Annotated in this window: 20 protein-coding genes; 12 read left to right on the top strand and 8 right to left on the bottom strand. The window is 31.5% G+C overall.

Going from position 1 to position 18,074, the window contains the following annotated elements; all coding sequences use genetic code 11:
- Positions 1–14: 14 nt before the first annotated feature.
- Genes OEW78_RS03045 through OEW78_RS03035 form a run of 3 tightly spaced genes read right to left on the bottom strand, consistent with a single transcriptional unit; the run spans position 15 to position 3,203 of the window.
- Complete coding sequence (locus OEW78_RS03045) at positions 15–1,319, bottom strand: hypothetical protein (protein ID WP_300323883.1); 1,305 nt, start codon at positions 1,317–1,319, stop codon at positions 15–17.
- Positions 1,316–1,987 carry an ABC transporter ATP-binding protein gene (locus tag OEW78_RS03040; protein ID WP_300324028.1) on the bottom strand — a complete coding sequence of 224 codons (672 nt, stop codon included), beginning with the start codon at positions 1,985–1,987 and terminating at the stop codon, positions 1,316–1,318. The genes OEW78_RS03045 and OEW78_RS03040 overlap by 4 nt, the downstream gene beginning before the upstream one ends.
- Before the next feature lie 28 nt (positions 1,988–2,015).
- On the bottom strand, positions 2,016–3,203 hold the full coding sequence (locus OEW78_RS03035) for an FtsX-like permease family protein (RefSeq protein WP_300323881.1): 1,188 nt from the start codon (positions 3,201–3,203) through the stop codon (positions 2,016–2,018).
- A gap of 116 nt (positions 3,204–3,319) precedes the next feature.
- On the opposite strand from OEW78_RS03035, the gene OEW78_RS03030 reads away from it, so the two are divergent.
- The gene (locus OEW78_RS03030) at positions 3,320–4,222 is read left to right on the top strand and encodes an AsnC family transcriptional regulator (protein WP_300323877.1); all 903 of its coding nucleotides are present in this window, start codon (positions 3,320–3,322) and stop codon (positions 4,220–4,222) included.
- A gap of 25 nt (positions 4,223–4,247) precedes the next feature.
- On the top strand, positions 4,248–4,763 hold the full coding sequence (locus tag OEW78_RS03025; protein ID WP_300323873.1) for an NUDIX hydrolase: 516 nt from the start codon (positions 4,248–4,250) through the stop codon (positions 4,761–4,763).
- Here OEW78_RS03025 and OEW78_RS03020 read toward each other — a convergent pair whose 3' ends face one another.
- Entirely contained in the window at positions 4,764–5,744 is a 981-nt protein-coding gene (locus OEW78_RS03020) for a phosphate uptake regulator PhoU (RefSeq protein WP_300323870.1), read from the bottom strand.
- Positions 5,745–5,809: 65 nt separating this feature from the next.
- Between OEW78_RS03020 and OEW78_RS03015 the strand changes: the two genes are divergently transcribed.
- From OEW78_RS03015 to OEW78_RS02985, 7 genes are read left to right on the top strand one after another with little or no spacing between them, the layout of a single operon-like run.
- The gene (locus OEW78_RS03015) at positions 5,810–6,721 is read left to right on the top strand and encodes a GHMP kinase (protein ID WP_300323867.1); all 912 of its coding nucleotides are present in this window, start codon (positions 5,810–5,812) and stop codon (positions 6,719–6,721) included.
- 9 nt (positions 6,722–6,730) lie between these two features.
- Positions 6,731–7,495, top strand: a complete 765-nt coding sequence (locus OEW78_RS03010) for a 4-phosphopantoate--beta-alanine ligase (RefSeq protein ID WP_300323864.1) — start codon at positions 6,731–6,733, stop codon at positions 7,493–7,495.
- Positions 7,488–8,327: a 3-methyl-2-oxobutanoate hydroxymethyltransferase gene (gene panB / locus OEW78_RS03005; RefSeq protein ID WP_300323861.1), complete on the top strand. Its 840-nt coding sequence runs from the start codon at positions 7,488–7,490 to the stop codon at positions 8,325–8,327. The genes OEW78_RS03010 and panB overlap by 8 nt, the downstream gene beginning before the upstream one ends.
- Positions 8,317–9,567, top strand: a complete 1,251-nt coding sequence (gene coaBC, locus OEW78_RS03000) for a bifunctional phosphopantothenoylcysteine decarboxylase/phosphopantothenate--cysteine ligase CoaBC (RefSeq protein ID WP_300323858.1) — start codon at positions 8,317–8,319, stop codon at positions 9,565–9,567. Before panB ends, coaBC begins: the two co-directional genes overlap by 11 nt.
- Positions 9,564–9,743: a hypothetical protein gene (locus tag OEW78_RS02995; RefSeq protein WP_300323855.1), complete on the top strand. Its 180-nt coding sequence runs from the start codon at positions 9,564–9,566 to the stop codon at positions 9,741–9,743. Before coaBC ends, OEW78_RS02995 begins: the two co-directional genes overlap by 4 nt.
- Entirely contained in the window at positions 9,740–10,582 is an 843-nt protein-coding gene (locus OEW78_RS02990; protein ID WP_300323852.1) for a methyltransferase domain-containing protein, read from the top strand. The genes OEW78_RS02995 and OEW78_RS02990 overlap by 4 nt, the downstream gene beginning before the upstream one ends.
- A 12-nt stretch (positions 10,583–10,594) precedes the next feature.
- Positions 10,595–11,080 carry a hypothetical protein gene (locus OEW78_RS02985; RefSeq protein WP_300323849.1) on the top strand — a complete coding sequence of 162 codons (486 nt, stop codon included), beginning with the start codon at positions 10,595–10,597 and terminating at the stop codon, positions 11,078–11,080.
- 2 nt (positions 11,081–11,082) lie between these two features.
- Here OEW78_RS02985 and OEW78_RS02980 read toward each other — a convergent pair whose 3' ends face one another.
- Entirely contained in the window at positions 11,083–12,147 is a 1,065-nt protein-coding gene (locus OEW78_RS02980) for an aminopeptidase P family protein (protein ID WP_300323846.1), read from the bottom strand.
- A gap of 71 nt (positions 12,148–12,218) precedes the next feature.
- Here OEW78_RS02980 and OEW78_RS02975 point away from each other — a divergent pair, with 71 nt between their 5' ends.
- On the top strand, positions 12,219–13,232 hold the full coding sequence (locus tag OEW78_RS02975; RefSeq protein WP_300323843.1) for a tRNA (5-methylaminomethyl-2-thiouridylate)-methyltransferase: 1,014 nt from the start codon (positions 12,219–12,221) through the stop codon (positions 13,230–13,232).
- A gap of 73 nt (positions 13,233–13,305) precedes the next feature.
- Positions 13,306–13,584: a cell division protein SepF gene (sepF, locus tag OEW78_RS02970; RefSeq protein WP_300323840.1), complete on the top strand. Its 279-nt coding sequence runs from the start codon at positions 13,306–13,308 to the stop codon at positions 13,582–13,584.
- Here the strand turns inward: sepF and OEW78_RS02965 are convergent.
- Positions 13,576–15,516: a beta-CASP ribonuclease aCPSF1 gene (locus tag OEW78_RS02965; protein ID WP_300323837.1), complete on the bottom strand. Its 1,941-nt coding sequence runs from the start codon at positions 15,514–15,516 to the stop codon at positions 13,576–13,578. The two genes, sepF and OEW78_RS02965, sit on opposite strands and share 9 nt — an antisense overlap.
- Positions 15,517–15,523: 7 nt before the next feature.
- The gene (gene psmB, locus OEW78_RS02960; protein WP_300323834.1) at positions 15,524–16,156 is read right to left on the bottom strand and encodes an archaeal proteasome endopeptidase complex subunit beta; all 633 of its coding nucleotides are present in this window, start codon (positions 16,154–16,156) and stop codon (positions 15,524–15,526) included.
- A gap of 75 nt (positions 16,157–16,231) precedes the next feature.
- On the opposite strand from psmB, the gene OEW78_RS02955 reads away from it, so the two are divergent.
- Positions 16,232–17,296, top strand: a complete 1,065-nt coding sequence (locus OEW78_RS02955) for a sn-glycerol-1-phosphate dehydrogenase (protein WP_300323831.1) — start codon at positions 16,232–16,234, stop codon at positions 17,294–17,296.
- Here the strand turns inward: OEW78_RS02955 and OEW78_RS02950 are convergent.
- Entirely contained in the window at positions 17,293–18,039 is a 747-nt protein-coding gene (locus tag OEW78_RS02950) for an FKBP-type peptidyl-prolyl cis-trans isomerase (protein ID WP_300323828.1), read from the bottom strand. The two genes, OEW78_RS02955 and OEW78_RS02950, sit on opposite strands and share 4 nt — an antisense overlap.
- Positions 18,040–18,074 lie beyond the last annotated feature (35 nt).

Raw genomic sequence — 18,074 nt, 5'->3', positions numbered from 1 at the left:
TTCAAATTATATTCTTAACTTGCCTTAATTGCAGTTTTTTTACGCCTACGAATTATGTAAATTGCGATTCCTACTATCAAAATAATTGGAATTACGATTATTGCAGGATCAGTTTCATTTTCATCATCATTTGATGGCTTGACAACATTAATTATTTGATCTTGAGTTAGAAATATCTCATCTCTAGTACTATCTTTGTATCTAACTGTAATTGTAATCTCATGTTCCCCATATCTTGGTTGACCGTTAAATTCAATTGGAACATTAAATGGTACAGGTGCATCAACTTCAATTTCATCAATGAATTGAGTACTTTGTTTAATATTAGAATCGCCTTTTGGTTTGATAGAGACAAAACCAAATAATCCATCCTCATTTCCTTCATTAATAATTTCTCCAATCACCATTTGTGTACCAGATAATTTGATCACTTCAACATTGAAAATTGTTAAATCAATTAGTCCTTTGATGTAAAAATCAACAATTTTTGAAATTGTATGAAGATCTCCATGCGCATTATAATATGAAATAGATAATGGTATTCTTAATGTATCACCCTTTAGTGTTTCAGGAACGTATACGGTTGCAGTAAGATATCTTGATGATTTTGGATTAATATTTCCAATATCCCAGCTTGATTCTAAAATTACAACATTTTCAACATTAGTTGTTGATGATGAAGTAGATGCCAATTCTGTAGATGTATTTGTTGCAACAATATCTACGCTAGAGATTGGTGCAGTTCCATCGTTAGAAATCTCAATAACAACATTATTTGTTGTTAAAGATGTAAGAAAAGGTTCTTGTGCTTTAACATTTATCACACTGTCTCCAGTGACCTTAAAATCAAAATCAGCAAATGCTGTTCTAACTCCAGATTCTCTTAATCTAGAATAATCAACTTTTACAGTTCCTGGATATTGTTGTATCTTGACATTGTTATCAATATTCACAAAAAATGTAATGTGGAAATTTTCTCCAGCCAGTGAATTTGAGTCACTGTCAGCACGAATAATTGAGCTAGGACCATCAGATGCGGAAAAACCCATAGGTAAAGATAACTGACCTCTAATTCCCGTAATATCCTGAGTTCCAACATTTGCCAATACTACAGTAAATGGAACATTTTCATCTCCTGCTTCAACTTCAATTTTTTCATTAATTGTACCAAAGTATGCATCTAAAAATTTGACATCACCAAAATCTCTTTCAAATGGAGATTGACCAAATCCTCCAGAGGTAATTTGTGCAAAAGAATTATCAAAAACAAGTGGTAAAAATCCAATTGAAAATAATAATAAAATAATTTTAGAACTCATTTTGTAACAATCTCCATTTCTGATGGTTGATCGCCCTCAAATGCTTTACCATCTTTAATTGTAATTACTCTGTCAACATTACCAAAATGTTCTCTATCGTGTGTAACGATAATGAATGTTTGATTGAGTTTTTTTGCCATTGATTTCATTAATTCTACTATAGTTTGAGATGTTATTGAATCAAGATTACCAGTTGGTTCATCTGCTAATATTATAGAAGGTTTATTGATTAATCCTCTTGCAATAGCAACTCTTTGAGCTTGGCCACCAGATATTTTATTTGCACGTTTACTGATTTGGTCTTCTAGTCCAACTGCTTTTAACAAATCTCTAGCATCTTTTTCAGCAGTGTTACTTGATCCTGCAATTTGGATTGGTAGTAATACATTTTCTAAAACTGAAAGATCAGTAAGTAAATTAGAAAATTGAAAAATAAATCCTAATTTTTTATTTCTAAATGAAGAAATTTGATCATCTCCAAGTGATGTGGTGTTTGTTCCATCAATGAAAATTTCTCCATTACTTGGAGAATCTAATAATCCAATCATGTTTAGTAACGTGGATTTACCAGAACCAGAACTTCCAACAATTAATACAAATTCTCCTTGCTTAATTGTAAATGAAATATTATCAAGAGCTTTTACTTGATTATCACCTTCTCCGTAAATTTTACTGAGATTATTTACCTCAAGTACACTAGACAGTTCTCATCGCCTCCACAGGTAACAGCTTTGTAGCTCTATACGACGGATATAGTGATGCAATGATGGCCAAAGCAAATGAAGTCAAGGCAGTTTGGATGATTTTTTCCCAATTGTAACTAACTTCTAGAGGCAAACTATTGTTAAATGACATCTTTGTCTCTTTTGCATATACAGTATACCCTAAACCTGCAGCTGTTCCTACTCCAGCTCCGATTGCTCCGATTATCATACCTTGAAAAATAAAGATAATTAGAATGTCTTTTCTTTTAGCCCCGATTGCTCTCATTACACCAATTTCTTTTGTTTTTCCATTAACTAACATCATCTGAATTGTTACAATTGCAAATGCAGATGACATCATTCCAAAATATCCGATCATGTTAATCATTGCAATTCCAGATCTAAAACCAGCAAGCTGTTGTTCTGCTGATTCTTCTATTGTTTCTGCAAGAAAATCATCATTTGGAAATGAACGTAAAAAGAATTCTTTTACCTCAAATGCTTTAGAAGGATCATTTAGTTTTACCATAAATGAACCTGTGTCCCCATGTCTATTCATCATATCACGTAAAGTATCAATATGTACAACTGCAGTGTAATCAAATCCTTGACCTCCAGGAGATTTAGCAATTCCAGAAACAGTAAATCTCCTAATTTGATCTTGTCCCCATCTATCAACTACAAGAACTTTGACACTATCTCCAACTTGAGCTCCTCCAAGATCTTCTGCTACAGAGGTTCCTAAAACAATTGAATTTCTTGAAAATACATAACTTCCTTCAGAAACTGTTTCATGTACAGTTGATGCTAATATATCACGAAATGGATCAACTCCAACTATTGGAATTCTTGTTTCTTCGATTAATTTCCCGTTTTTAGTCATATTCATTTCAGCCGTCGATGAAAGCCGAGGTGTTGCCGCATCAACATATGGAATTCTTTCAAACCAGTTTACAATTGACAAATCGGATTTATCTATGAAGTCAGCTTCGTCAGTTACAAGAATATCACCATTTCTATAATCACTGATGTCTCTAACTATTGCATCAAACAATCCTTGAAAAATTACAAAGTTTACATGAATAACTAAAATTCCAATTGTTACCGCTAATACAGCCCCAATCAAACTGCCTTTTTTATTGAAGAGCATTCGTTTTGCTAGTTTTAATCGATAATCCATAAAATAAGTCAAATAGTCTAATATTTAATGTCTATTATGTATAGTGCTAACAGTATAGACAATTTTATATCATATTAGTAATTTTTATAGTCATAGGAGTCATTATAGGTGATAAAATGGACAATTTAGATATGAAAATCCTCACTAGATTATTAAATAATTGTAGAGAATCAGACAGGCAAATAGGCATAGAATTAGGAATTTCCGGAGGAGCAGTAAGAGCTAGAATTAGAAAAATGCAGGCAAAGAAGATTATTGAAGAATTTTTCATCAAAGTTGAACCTCCTGTTTTGGGTTATGGTGTCTTGTACTTTGTTGTATCAGGTGAAAATACAAAAGAAATTTTAGAGCAAGCTAGTCTTGTAGGAGAACCGTATTTTGTTGTTCCATGTGTTGGAGGAGTAACGGTTTGTGGCATTTCTGTAAAAGAGAACATGGAACAAAAAATAGAGTTAGCAAAAAAATTAATGAAAGATGTCAGAGTTTTATCAATTTTTGAAGCAGAAAATCCAGGATATGATTCAAATCTTACAAAAACAGATTTAGAGATTTTAGAAGAGCTAATCAAAGATCCTAGACAAAGAATAGAACAAATTGCAAGAAATACAGGAATGTCAACAAAAACAATAACAAGATGTATTGAAAAATTGTATGGAAATGATGGAATTCAATTCACATTAGTTTATGACCCTAAAAAAATTGAAGATTTTATTCCTCATGCCATATTAACATGGATAGAAGGAGATCTTAAAGAAACTTTAGGAAATCTCAATAATTCATTTTCTGAATCATACTTGCAAATTCCCTTTGTAGCAAAAAATCAAATTGTTCTGTTTATGTATAGTAATAATATTTACAAAATGGATGAATTAACACAAAAAGTAAGGAATATTCAAAATATAAAATCAGCTGATTTGTTCATTCCAAAAAAGATTTCATTTTATGTAAAATGGATTGAAGAAGCTATTAATAATTTTAGAAAATCTCCAAAATTACATTTAACATATCAAACAAATTAAATAATAACAATTTTCAGCATACTATATGAAAGAAACAAAGATCTATGAAGGAAAAATATTAGGTCTTAGCGTTTATGATGGAAAAATAGAAGGTAGAAAAGTTAAACGAGAATATATCAAACATAGAGGTGCTGCAGCAATGCTAGCTTTTGATGAAGAAAAAAAAATAATACTAGTAAAACAACATAGATATCCACATGGTTATGTTTTAGAAATTCCTGCAGGAACATTAGAGAAAAAAGAAGAGCCAATAAAATGTGCATTTAGAGAATTAGAAGAAGAAACAGGATATAGAGCAAAAAAAATGACTCCTCTCATTACATATTATCCCTCAATTGGGTATAATGCCGAGATTATCCATTGCTTTGTAGCCTCAGGATTAAAAAAAATATCGGATTTAAAACTTGATGAGGATGAAATTTTATCAGTAGTAAAAATGGATTTCAAAAAAGCCCTGTCAATGATAAAGTCAGGTAAAATTCAAGATTCAAAAACAATATGTGCGATTTTAGCATATGCTACAAAGAAAAAATTATACTAATTATTTATTGTAAATAGGCTGTACAAGATCGGCAACATCTGCCCAAGACTGTGCAATTCTTTCAAACATATATATCAAATCTAGAAAATCTAACGTAATTTGTTTTTTATTTCCTAATGAAGTTCGCAATAAACTAAGTTTTTCTTCATATTGTTTATGCATAGATATAGCTTCGATAGCTAATAATCTATCTGGTTTTGTAAATGCAATAATGGATTTTTCAGCAACTTTATTGAAATCTATTACTACATCATAGATTTTTTTTGAATATTCTTCTGATAAAGAAAAATTGAAAATAAACTCAGATAACTCTACAATAGAATCACCAGCATTTTCAAGGACATTTGCTGCAACTCTATAATCTAATACATCGATATTTTCTAAATTAAATACATTGGATAATCTCTTATCAACTAAAGTACTTCGAATTAAACGTACAAGTAGAAAATATTGTCTATTTACTTCAACATCACGTTTTGATAATGTTTGTAAATTTGATTTATCATCTGAAATTAATCCATTTAATACATCATCATACATTCCTAGTGCTATAGAGCTCATTCGTTTTAGAATTTTTGCTGGATTAAGAGTTGTTGCATCCAAAAGAAACTGCATGTTAATATGAGATGCATCCTCTTCAATTATTTCCATGCCAACCAAACGTCTCATAGAATTACGGATCTCTTCTCTGTCTTTACCAGGAATAATTGATTTTGAATTAATTACTATAACATCATATCCCAAAAGATAAGCCCCTGTGATATTAGCTACAATATTTTCTTCTTTAGGTAATGGATACGAGATTACAAGTTCTTTTGTAGGTCTAATTTCTTTGTTTGCAGAGATTGAAATACTGTCTTGACCAGTTTCAATTTCAACTTGACTGCTTTTATCCAAATTGTTTGCATCTACCCATTCCTTAGGTAAAGAAACTAAGATACTACTTCCAATTCTTTGTAGGCGTCGAATGAATTTAGTCAATTTATACTAATATAATTAATTTAAGCCATATTCTTATATTTTGTGTAAAATTTAAACTCAGATCAATGGAAGCAACAGCATTTTGTCCTGCACATATCACAGGTTTTTTCAAAGCACATTTGGAAGATGAGCAGGGAGATTTGGAGAATTTAGGTTCTATTGGAGCAGGATTTTCAATTAAAGAGGGAGTTACTACTACAGTTAATGTTCAAGAAATAGAAAATCAAGAATCAAATTTTGAAATCACAACAAAAGGATATCAGGCAGACAAGACAGATGTTTCAGAATATGTATTAAATGAGTTTTTAAAATTAGGAGAATTTTCAACAAAGTTTTTTGATATTAAACATGAAATATCAATTCCAGTAGGATACGGTTTAGGATCTAGCAGTGCAGTTGCATTATCATTGTCATTTGCATTAGATAAAGCACTCAATACAAAATTAGATAAAACAACCATAGGACAAATTGCTCATAATGCAGAGGTAAGTTGTAAAACTGGATTAGGAGATGTTTTAGCATCATATCATGGTGGATTTGAAATTCGTGTAAAACCAGGTGCACCAGGAATAGGTCAAGTCGAAAAAATTGCTACAGATAAAATTTCTGTTATCATGATTTGTTTTTCTCCAATATCTACAAATAAATTCATCAAAGAACGATTATCTCAAATCAATGGACTGGGAGGAAAAATGGTAAACAGATTATTAGAATCAAAAAATTATGAACATTTTCAAGACATGTCATTAGAATTTGCAAAATATGTAGATGTTATGACTCCAAGAATGCAAAAGATAGTTAAAGAATTATCTGAAAATAATATCAAATGTGGAATTGCACTTTTTGGTGAAACAATTTTTTCAATGATTCCACAAAAAATTGAAACCAAGGTTTTAAAAATATTAGAGAAATATCCTGATGGAATAATTATTAAATCAGAATTAGATCGTAATGGAGCAAGAGTTCTAAACAATTAATCAGAAATTATGTCTTTAATTCCTAAATCTCATCCAAGAGCTAAATCATTATTAATTCGTGAAAAGCTCGTTGATGGGTTTGATAATGGATTAGTTGCAAAAGAAGGTCTTTTGGCTCAAGGGAGAGGAGAAGCCTTTGATTATCTTTTAGGAGAGAAAACAGGTAAAGATGCATTACAAGCTATTAGAGCTGCTGCAGCACAATTACTAATAGCAAAAATGCCTGTCATATCTGTAAATGGAAATATAGCAGCATTATGTCCAAAAGAAATTGTAAGACTATCTAAACAAGTTAAAGCAAAATTAGAAGTAAATCTATTTTATACAAATGAAAAAAGAAAACAAGCAATTATCAAAACTCTCAAAAAAAACGGTGCAAAAGAAGTGTTAGGCTCAAAAATTACTTCATCAAAGAAACTTCCAGGCATTGATTCAGCAAGAAGAATTGTAGATAAGGATGGTATTTTTGTAGCAGATGTAGTGGTAGTTCCATTAGAAGATGGTGATAGAACAATGGCACTTAGAAAAGCAGGAAAAACAGTCATCACATTTGATCTAAATCCCCTTTCTAGAACTTCAGAAACTGCCAACATTACAATTGTAGATAACGTAACACGAGCAATTGATTTGTTAATAGCAGAATCAAAAAAATTATCAAAAGAGAATCAAAAAACACTTCTAAAAATTATTAAGAATTTTGACAATAAAAAAAATCTTAGGAATAATGTCATACAAATAAAAAATAATTTATCAAGGAGAGCCAAGATTGCATAAAACTATTCAAGATATCATCAATATGAAAAAAGAGAAAAAGAAAATTTCGGTAATTACAAGTTATGATTATACTTTAGCTTCATTATGCGATAAATCAGGAATTGATGTGTTGTTAGTTGGAGATAGTGCTGGAATGGTGATGCTAGGATATGAAAATACAATTCCAGTAACTATGGATCAAATGTGCATGTTTACAGAAGCTGTAAGTAGAGCAAGAAAAAATTCCTTATTGGTATCTGATTTACCATTCATGTCATATCAAGCAAGTATTGAAAACGCAATTAACAATTCTGGAAGATTGATTAAAGCAGGAGCAGATGCAGTAAAACTTGAAGGCGGTTCAATAATGACTGAAACAATTAGTGCAATTGTAGATGTCGGAATTCCTGTAATGGGTCATATTGGATTACAACCTCAGACTACAATGCTTTCAGAAGGTTACAAGGTTCAGGGAAAAACCAAAGAAACTGCGATGAGGTTAATTGAAGATGCAAAAGAACTTGAAGAAGCAGGAGTTTTCAGCATTACAATAGAAATGGTTAGTCATGAAGTTGCTCAAATAATTTCTGAAACAGTAAATGTACCAGTTATAGGAATTGGCTCAGGAGTAAATTGTGATGGACAGGTGTTAGTTGTTCAAGATTTGCTAGGCATGTATGATAAAATTAAACCAAAGTTTGCTAAAAGATACATGAATTTATCTGAAGATATTGTAAGATCACTTAAAGATTATAAAAAAGATGTACAATCAGGGCAATTTCCTACTAAAGAAAATTCATTTTCTATGAATGATGAGGAATTAAAGAAATTACGTGAACAAATTGGTAGTTAAAAAGAAAATAAAGAAAAAAGATCATCCGTCACTAGACATTGTCAGTTCACATGGAGTAGAATTATCTGGAAAACGTATTGTACTTTGTGTAGCAGGAAGTGTTGCTGCATACAAAGCAATTGAACTAGCAAGATTACTAATGAGACATGGTGCAGATGTAAAATGTGTGACAAGTAATGCAGTTACAAAATTAGTTCAGCCAGAATATTTCAAATGGGCAACAGGTAACGAAGTGATAACAAAACTTACAGGAGAATTAGAACACATAAGATTAGCAGATTACAATCAATCAGATTTGATAATAGTATATCCTGCAACTGCAAATACACTAGGAAAATTGGCCAATGGAATTGATGATACGCCAGTATCAACAGTACTCACAGTAGGATTTGGTTCAAAAATTCCTATTTTGATGTGTCTTGCAATGCATGTATCAATGTATGAAAATTCTGCAGTAAAAAAGAATATAAAATTTTTAAAAAACAAAATTGAATTTCTTTCCCCTAAAATGATAGAAGGTAAAGCAAAATCTCCTGAACCTGAAGACGTTTTAGATTTTGTCTTAAATAAATTTGGATTTTCATCTGTATTAAAAAATAAAAAAGTGTTAATGACTGCAGGGCCTACAATAGAATACATTGATCCTGTTAGAATTATTACAAATTTGAGTTCTGGAAAAACAGGATCCCTTTTGGCATCTGAATTGATTTCTGCAGGTGCTAAAGTGACTCTAATCTATGGTCCTGCAAATGAAAAACCACCATCAGGTGTCAAAATAATTAATGTTACAACAAACAAAGAAATGCTTGATGAAACAAAAAAAGAATTAAAGAAAAAATATGATATTGTAATTATGGCAGCAGCAGCTTCAGACTATACACCTCAAAACACATCAAAATCTAAGATAAAAAGCGACAAAGAATCACTGGTAATCAGGCTCAAAAAGGCTCCAAAAATCATTGATCAGGTAAAAAAATTACAAAAAGATACATTTTTGATTGGATTCAAAGCAGAAACTAATCTAACAAAAAATGCGTTAATCAAATCTGCACAAAAAAAGATGAAAGATTCTGGTGCAGATATTATTATTGCAAATGATATAGGTAAAAAATATCAAAAAAACACAAATTATAACCAAGTATTTTTTGTGGATAGAAAAAAAGTTATTGCATCTGGTTGGAAGAAAAAAGAAAAAATTGTAAAGTTTATCAGAAAAGAAATTGAAATGAAAATAAAATGAAAAATTCTGATATTAGAAAATTAATTTCACAATACAAAGAGACTATCATCAAACAAAAAAAGAAAAATACAGATAGTATCAAACTATCTGAAAAACTCAAAGAGATAGAACATAGATATTATCATGAGACCGGAAGAACATTAAAATCAGATTTAAAGGAATTTAGAGAAGATTGAGAACAAAATCATCTGAATACAAAAAACGAAATATGAAAATTTGGAATGAGGTTGCTCCACGATATCATAAAAGATGGGCTACAGCTAGTAAAGGTCCATTTCAAAGTACAAAAAAACTAGTTTCATTACTTGAAATCAAAAAAGGTGATCACGTTTTGGATGTTGCAAGTGGAACAGGTGTTGTTACTAAGTTATTAAAACAAAAGGTAGGAAAAGCAGGGTATGTTATTGGTGCAGATACATCAACTAGTGCAATAAAGATTGCAAAAAAATGGAATGAAAAATCTCAAAATCTCTTGTTTGTGAATGCTGATGCAGAAAATTTTTCATTCAAAGAAAAATTTGATATTATAACATGTCAATACGCACTGTTTTTTTTTCCAAATTCTCAAAAGGCTCTAAAAAACATGAAAAATAGCCTCAAAAAAGATGGAAAATTAGGCATTTCAGTTCATGGGCATCCTAATAGAGTGCCATATTTCGATTGTATTTTTGAGGCAGTAACTCAGTTTATTCCAGATTATGTACCTCCAGGTACTCCAGATTTTGATAGATTTGGAACAAAAAAACAACTCAAAGATGAGATAAAAAAAGCAGGGTTTTTAAAAATCAAAGTAAATGATTATGATTTTCCCTACAGTTCTGGTACATTTGAGCAATATTGGAAAAATTATTTGAGATATATTGCAATGCCAGTAAAAGAAAAACTGGACAAATTAGAAAAGTCTCAGAGAAAAGAACTCAGAGATATGGTAAGGCATAACACAAAACCATACACAAAAAGAGATGGAACAATCATATTTCCTTGGGAAGTTTTAATTTTAACTGCAAAATACTGAAAATTAAGAGAAATGGCAAAAGACAAGAAAAAGAAAGAAGAGAGCAAACCAAAAAAGAATGATTTCAAATCATTTCTCAAAAAGAGAGCTCCAATTTACCTTGCTTTGATCGCAATGTTGGTAGTTTTTGTAATACCTGAAATGACAAAAGGAACTTTGGAAAAAAGTTTGCCAGAATTTTCAGCTGAAGAGCAACAGATTGTAGATATTTTGATGAAATATAATGGTCCAAATAATGATGGACTAACTGTCTTTGAGGCATTAGAGAATAAAATTAATGAAGAATATCCTGATGAGAAAATTTTTGATCATAAAAAAACTATATTAGATCTAACTGTAACAAAGCTAAACTCTGAAGAATATAAAATAATTTTTAATTTTAAATCTCATAAGGGAGAAATAAATTATGATTGGAATGTTAATGCAAGTTCAGAAGAAATTACATCAAATAATTCAGAAGCAAAACACATTATTGATTTAGTAAACTATTACGATTAGCCTTAAACTGTGACTAAATCTTTGGTAAATTTGTGCATTATAATTGGTTGCTCTTTTACAATGAGTGAATCCTCAATCCTAATTCCAAATTTATTTTGAATATAGATTCCTGGTTCTACAGTAATTGCCATGTTTTCTTTTAATTTTGTATTACTTCTGTAAGAAACTGTTGGTAATTCATGTACTTCTAAACCAATTCCATGACCTGTTGAATGTATAAAATATTTACCATAATTTTGATCTTCAATGTATTGTCTACATGCAGAATCTACATCTTTACAATCAACATTTGGTTTGACAGCTTTTAGTCCAAGTCTTTGGGATTCTTTTACAATTTCATATGCCTCATTTGCATCTGAGGAAATTTTTCCAATTGCAAAAGTTCTTGTTGCATCAGAAACATATCCTTTGTATCTTAATGTAAGATCAGTAACTACAAGATCACCTTTTTTAAATTTTCTACTAGTTACTTGTGCATGTGGAAGAGCACCGTTTGGACCTCCAGCAACTATTAGCGGGTTAAGTGTAGATTTGTATCCAGTATCAAACATTCCCTGTTCCATTGCATATGTCATGAGAATTGTTTGTAATTCAGATTCTTTTTGGCCTACTTTCATCTTCTTTGAACAGATTTGGAACATTTCATCTATGATCTTTGATCCTTTTTTGAGAATTTGTATTTCTTTTTCATCTTTTATGATACGTGAATTGTAAAATGGTTCAGTAGAGGATTTTATTGTTGGAACTGATTTTTTTAGAGACATCATGGTAGAATAATTTTGGCAATCTGTACATACTTGATTTTTCTTAATTTTTTTAATCAAATATGAAATCAAACCTTCACCACGTTCAGCAGTAATCACATCACAGTCTTCAGATTCTTCTTTTGCTCTTTCAACTTCTAGTTCAGGAGCAATGATGGTAGTTTTTCCATTTTTTTCAAGTAATCCAATTGCCTCACCCCAAAATCCAGTCATATAAAACAGGTTTTCAGGCTCAAATGTAACCAGTGTATCACAATCAATTTTTTTAGCATATTTTAGAAGATTCTTTCTGCGTTGCTTCATAAAGAAATATCTACAATTCTCAATTTATGTATGATGTAAAGTTTGTATATGGAAAATTGAATTAGATCGCAATGGCTGAAGAAAAAGAAAAGAAAAAAGTAGTGGCATTACTATCTGGAGGACTAGATAGTCAACTTGCAGTAAGAATGATGCAAGAGCAAGGATTTGATGTTTCAGCTGTTGCAATTAAAACTCCTTTTTGTGATTTTGATTGTGGAAGAGGATGTGGATTTGAAATTAGAGAAAGAGCTGATGATCTTAATGTGAATTTAAAAACAGTTTATCTTGGTGATGAGTATATTGAGATGTTAAAACATCCAAAACATGGAATTGGGGCAGGATTTAATCCATGTGTTGACTGTAGAACAATGATGTTTGATGCAGCAAAAAAACACATGGAAGAAATCGGTGCAGAATTTATTATTTCAGGAGAAGTTTTAGGACAACGTCCAATGAGTCAACATGAACCAGCATTACATCTTATTGAAAAGGAATCAAATTTGAAAGGAAAAATTGTTAGACCATTATCTGCAGGATTATTACCAGCAACTGATGCCGAAAAAGATGGTTTGATTAAAAGAGAAAATCTTGGAATGATTAGAGGTAGAACAAGAAGGACTCAAATGCAAATGGCTAAAGAATATGGAATTGAAAATCCTCCAAATGCAGGAGGTGGTTGTTTGTTAACAGAACCACAATTTGGAATTAAAGCTAAAGATTTGTTTGATCATGTTGAAACCCCGTCAATCAATGAAATAGATTTACTAAAAATTGGAAGACATTTCAGATTGGATGAAGAAACAAAATTTGTTGTTGGAAGAAATAAAGATGAAAATGAAATGATAAAAGCATTAGCCTTGCCAGGAGATATTTTACTTGAAGCTAGAGATTATGTCGGACCGGTTTCAATTTTACGTGGTAAGAATGCAAAATCCCACATACAATTTGCATCAGCTGTAACTCTAAGATATTCTGATGCACCAGAAACTGAACATAGTATTGTTTCTGTCAAAAATGGAGATTCAATACAAGAAATTAGTTCAGAATGTGCAAAAGAACAATCTTACATTAAATTTAGAATGTAGGCGTGAAATTTTTTAAAAATCAGCGTAAATGAAGGAAGAGTTTTTGAGGAAGTAGATCTCATTTTCAACAAGGATGCAAAAACAAGAAAATCCAACATATCTGAAGGCTATAACGATTCGAGATATTAGCGATGTTCATTCTATTAAAGAAGACATCAAAAAAGATATGATTTTGATTTTGAGAGTTACACCACTAGCACAAAAAGATGTGGAACAACTTCGTAAAGTAGTAGAAGAATTGTATTCTATTGCAAAAGCAGCTAATGCAGAAATTGCAAGATTGGGAGAAGAGAGAATTATTGTTGCCCCATCTAGTATAAAGATCTGGAAACCAGAATACGATCTAAAATAATTTTATAGCTTCTTGAACTTGTGGATAGTGTGCAGGAACTTTATACATTCGTCTAATGTTCATAGCAAGATTTTCTGATTTTTTACGTTCTCCATGATTAACTAATACACGACGAAGTTTTGGTCTTAGTCTTTGTACAAATGACATTAACTGATTATAATCACTGTGACCACTGAAACCATCTAATTTTTCTACGCCACAGTTTATTGAAACAACTTCAACTTTACCTTCTTTACCTAACATAGTTGCTTGTTTTGAGCCATCTAGAACTCTTCGTCCTAAAGTTCCGTTTACTTGATATGAAACGAATAGAACCTTGTTCTTTTTATCAGGTGCAATATTTTTGAAATATTCTAAAACAGGTCCACCTTCAAGCATTCCAGATGTTGCTAATATTATACATGGAGAATTATCTCTTATAGGTTCTTCCCTAGCATCGGCATGTTCAATATTAGTAAAATATTCTGAATCAAATGGATTATCATCAGTTTCCAAAATCTTTTGTTTTAATTCCCTTGCAAGATATTCTGGGTATGATTCATGTATTGCTGATGCTTCTGAGATCATCCCTTCTGTAAATACAGGTGCTTCAACCATTTCTCCAGATTTCATATAATGATCAATTACCATCATGATTTCTTGTGCACGTCCAACAGCAGGAATTGGAATCAGAACTTTGCCACCATCTGCTAAAGTGTTGTTTACTGCATTAATGAAAGCAGATTCAACTTCTTGTCTAGTTGGTTGAATGTCTTCTTTAAGACCATATGTACTTTCGATCAATAATGTTTCTACTCTTGGGAAATTCCAACTAGCAGCTTCAAACAGAATACTTTTTCCAAATTTAATATCACCAGAATAAACAAAATTATGATCACCATTTCCAATATGGAAGTGGCATAAAGCTGAGCCTAATATATGACCTGCATTTGCAAGTACAAGTTTGATATCAGGAGAAATATCAGTTACAGTTCCATATGGTAAAGTAATTGTTTGTCTCATAATCTGTTTTACATCTCGTTCTGAATAAATTGGAGTTCTACCCTGAGCAGAAGCTACTTTGATTGCATCTAACTGAATCAAATTCATCATTGGAAGTGTTGGCTCAGTACAATATATTGGTCCTTTATACCCATATTTACAAAGTGTTGGCAAGAATCCAGTATGATCCAAGTGTGCATGTCCAATAACTATTGCATCAAGTTCATCTAATGTTATGTTTAGAGAATCCAATCTTGGAAATGCATCCATAGGAGATCGTGCACCAGGGTTAATTCCACAATCAATTAGGATCTTACTTTCAGGAGTTGATAATAATAATGAGGATCTTCCTACTTGGCCAAATCCACCAAGAGTATAAAGTGACACCTCTGTTCTTTGAGATAATCTAGATCTGAAAATTTCATCACCTACCTGTTTAAGCTGTTTGCTTCTTTCCATTGATGCTTGCTTTAGAGTTGCATTAATTGTTTGAATTGTACGTGAAGGAATGGTGGTAGATTTTCTGATACGTAATCTCCAGCCTATTTTCTCAGTAACTTCTGCATGATTGAATTCTTTAGCATTCCTTTGTAATAGCCAAGGTCTTTTTGCTTCAACTGATACTTCACCAGTTGCTGTATCAAAAATAGTTCCTTCTAGCTTTGCTTCTTTTGGAACACAATCTGCTAAGATTTTTCTAGCTTCATCTTCAGGTTTTCTAATAGATTCATCAGTTCTGACAACAATTCTTTTTTTAATTATATTTACAAGATTTGAAATGGTATCATTATTTTCCATCAGATATCTAGGAGAGTTTGTATAAAGAGCAATTCTTGGTCCTTCATATTCTATCTTAGTAACACTCGCTTCTTTAGGTATACTTTGCAGTATGGTGGCCATTATATTCTGGCTAGTAGGAGGTAATTCTTTTGATTGTTGTTTTCTTTGCATTAAATCACTAAAGTTCGATGACGGCTTTTTTTTGTTCATCGGTTAATAGACGGAAACCATCTTTGTCCATAATTGCGATGTTGATTCCATCGCCTGTACCAATGTTTCTAACAATTGCGGCTTTAACAGCTCGTAGAGCTACTTGTTTTGCTTCTTCAATAGTAAGATCTTCTCTATATTCTTCTTCGAGTAAACCATAAGCTACTGGAGAACCGCTACCAGTTGTAACATATGATTTCTCTTCAACTGAACCAAACATATCGACATTAAATAATGAAGGACCATTTTCATCATATCCTCCAAGCAAGATATCTGCCATGAAGGGATATCCTCTATTTTGATGGAAAATTAATGAACAAAGTCTTGCTAGTGAATGAATTGAGATGGAACCTTGTTTTTTAACTCTGTGAAGATTAGAATGATAACGTAAAATATCTACAATATTTTGTGCGTCTGCAACACCGCCTGCCAATGTTAGTCCTGCATGTTGATCAATTTGTTGAATTTTCATGGTATTGTTATTAGCGATAAAATAGCCTGCACTGGCTCTCATATCAGCACATAATACGACACCGTCCTTAGTCTTGATACCTACAGTGGTAGTCCCATGCAAAATTTTTTCTTCAACGTTATTTGACAAAATACACCTACTAAGATAATGTGAAGTGAATCTATCCCTTTTAAATAACTTTTTGATCCATTGAAATCATAAATAATGAGAAAAAATCAAGATCGCATGGATTCACACACAATGGAATTACCTAGACAAATTGTTGTGGGTGAAAAGAACATTAATGAATTTGCAGGATTTCTACAAGATTTAATCAAGCCTAAGAAAGTATCGTTAATTTCGGGAATTCATGTAAAAAAAATTCTCAGACAAAAAATTGAAAAATCATTAGAAAATAAAAAAATCAAATTTGTTTGGCATATATCAAAAGATAATCAATTCAGCAGTTTGAAAAAAATTCAGATGGATGTAAAAAAAGATCATAGTGATATTATTGCAGGAATAGGTGGCGGTCGTTCTGTAGATACAGCAAAAATGGTTGCTTTTAATTTGGATATTCCATTTGTTAGTGTACCAACAGCTGCTTCACATGACGGAATAGCTAGTCCATTTGTTTCTATAAAAAGTGATAAACCTCATTCAATTGTTGCATCTGCACCATTAGGTGTTTTTGTAGATATTGACATCATCAAAAAAGCACCATTAAGATTACTTGCAAGCGGATGTGGAGATTTAGTAGCAAATATCAGTGCTGTTAAAGATTGGAAACTAGGACGAGATAAAACAGGAGAATATTATGGAAGATATTCAGCTAATTTAGCAATTATGAGTGCAGAAATTGTTATGGAACAATCTAGTCAATATGCTAAGAAAGGTTTAGATGCAAGAGTAATAGTTGAAGCTTTGATTAGTGCAGGAGTTGCATCATGTATTGCAGGAAGTAGCAGACCATGTTCAGGTGCAGAACATCTTTTTTCACATGCATTAGACAAAATTGCACCAGGCAAAGGATTGCACGGTGAAAAATGTGGATTGGGTGCAATTATGATTGCAAAACTTCAAGGACAAAACTGGAAAGAGATCATTAAAACATTAAAAGATGTAGGCGCTCCAACTACTGCAAAACAAATTGGTGTAACTCCAGAACAAGTAGTGGATGCATTAATGATTGCACAAGATTTACGACCAGAAAGATATACAATTCTAAAAGAAATTGATATGACAGAAAGAAGAGCTAAAAATCTTGCAAAGAGTACTAAAGTAATTTAAGCGGTTTTTTGTTCAGGAGTTTTTTCTTTTGTTTCAGGTTTTTTTGTTTGAGCTTGTTTGTTGATATGTGTTTCAACAAAACTAACTTTTTCTAAAGTAGGAACAAATTTGAAAATATCCAACTGAATAAAATGTTTCATTATTTGTAGTCCATCAGCACGTAAAATTTCTTCAGGAATTGTAATGCTTACTTCTTTATCCTTTAAGTCAAATGCAATTTTTGTATCCTCAACAGGCAATCTATTTTTGAGAATTCCATCAATTTTATCATTTGGAGAATCAAGTGATTTGATGACATTAACATCAAACAAAATTGTTTTTCCTGCATATCTGTGATTATAGTCAACTTGAACTCTGCCAGAACCAATAAAACGAATAATTCCTCTTTTGTTATCAACTTCAATTGTATCACCAACTGTTACTTTTTCTGCATCTTCTCCTAATTTTCGAATAGGAATCATTCTAACTTTTCCAGAATCTCTTTCACCGAAACCTTTGTCTGGTGTTACTTCTACTGTAAGTTTATCTCCCACTGCTGTTTTTGCAAGGGCCTCTTCAAGTCCTTTTAGAACAGGATAAGAAACTTCTCCAATAGAAACTAGTTTTGGTTGATATTTGACATTTTGTTCATGAATAGAATGTTTTTTTGCATCTTCTTCAATAGTGGTATCAAAAATCTCTTCAGTATCTTTTACTTTTGCAGTATAATCAACTAGAATTAATGATCCTTTATCAAATGTCAATGTGATCGGTCTCGAATTTCCTTATATTAAGTTAA

Origin of the sequence: Candidatus Nitrosopumilus sp., assembly GCF_029882185.1 — an archaeon.
GTDB lineage: Archaea > Thermoproteota > Nitrososphaeria > Nitrososphaerales > Nitrosopumilaceae > Nitrosopumilus.
Note: the sequence above shows the minus strand (reverse complement) of the source record. Positions and strands in the feature narration are given on the sequence as shown.